Consider the following 977-nt stretch of genomic DNA (forward strand, 5'->3'; position numbering starts at 1 on the left):
AGCAACTCGCTCCAGATCCGCGCCAGCGCCGTCTCCACTTCGCCTTGCGGCGCCTCGTAAGCGCGCTGTGCGAACGCGGCGCCCTCCGGCGCCGGCAGCGCCCGGCGGTCGAGCTTGCCGTTCGGGGTCAGCGGCAGCGCGCCCAGCGCCACGTAGGCGGCCGGCACCATGTAGTCCGGCAGCGTCTGCGCCAGCGCCGCGCGCAAGGCTTGCGGCTCCGGCTTCGCATCATCGGCCGCAACTATGTACGCCACCAGCCGCACCTCGCCCGGCACGTCTTCGCGCGCCAGCACCGCGGCCTCGCGCACGCCCGGCTGCGCCGCCAATTGCGCCTCGATCTCGCCCGGCTCGATGCGCAGGCCGCGGATCTTCACCTGATGGTCGTTGCGCCCCAGGTATTCCAGCGTGCCGTCGGGCCGCCAGCGGCCCAGGTCGCCGGTCTGGTACATCCGCGCACCGGGTTGCGCCGCGAACGGATCGGGGTGAAAACGCTCGCCGGTCAGCTCCGGACGATTCAGGTAGCCGCGCGCCACTTGCGCGCCGCCGACGTAGATCTCGCCCGGCGCCCCCGCCGGCACCGGTTGGCGATGGCGGTCGAGCAGGTAGATCCGGGTGTTGGCGATCGGGCCGCCGATGTGGATGACCGCAGCGTCGTGGCCGACCGCGCCCGAGGTCGCCACCACGGTCGTTTCGGTCGGGCCGTAGTTGTTGACCAACTCGAACGGCAGGTCCGCCGACGGCAGCCGGCTCAGCCGGTCGCCGCCGGTCAGCAGCGAGCGCAGGCCGCGGCGTCCGCCCTGCCCGCGCGCCAGCGCCGCATCGGCCAGGGCGGTGACCAGGAAGCTGGTCTGCAGGTCCTGCTGTTCCCACCAGTCCAGCAAGGCCGCCGGATCGCCCGCGGTCGCCGCCGGCGGCAGGGCCAGGGTCGCGCCCTGGCACAGCGTCGGCCACACCTCCCAGGTGCAGGCGTCGAAGGC

1 protein-coding gene is annotated in these 977 nt (G+C 73.7%); it reads right to left on the reverse strand.

The window, feature by feature from the left end; translation table 11 throughout:
- Positions 1-977: amino acid adenylation domain-containing protein (locus AC3A57_RS22895; RefSeq protein WP_487581007.1), on the reverse strand; the 977-nt coding region annotated here is incomplete at both ends.

The organism is Lysobacter sp. Soil_C_15, from assembly GCF_057657315.1.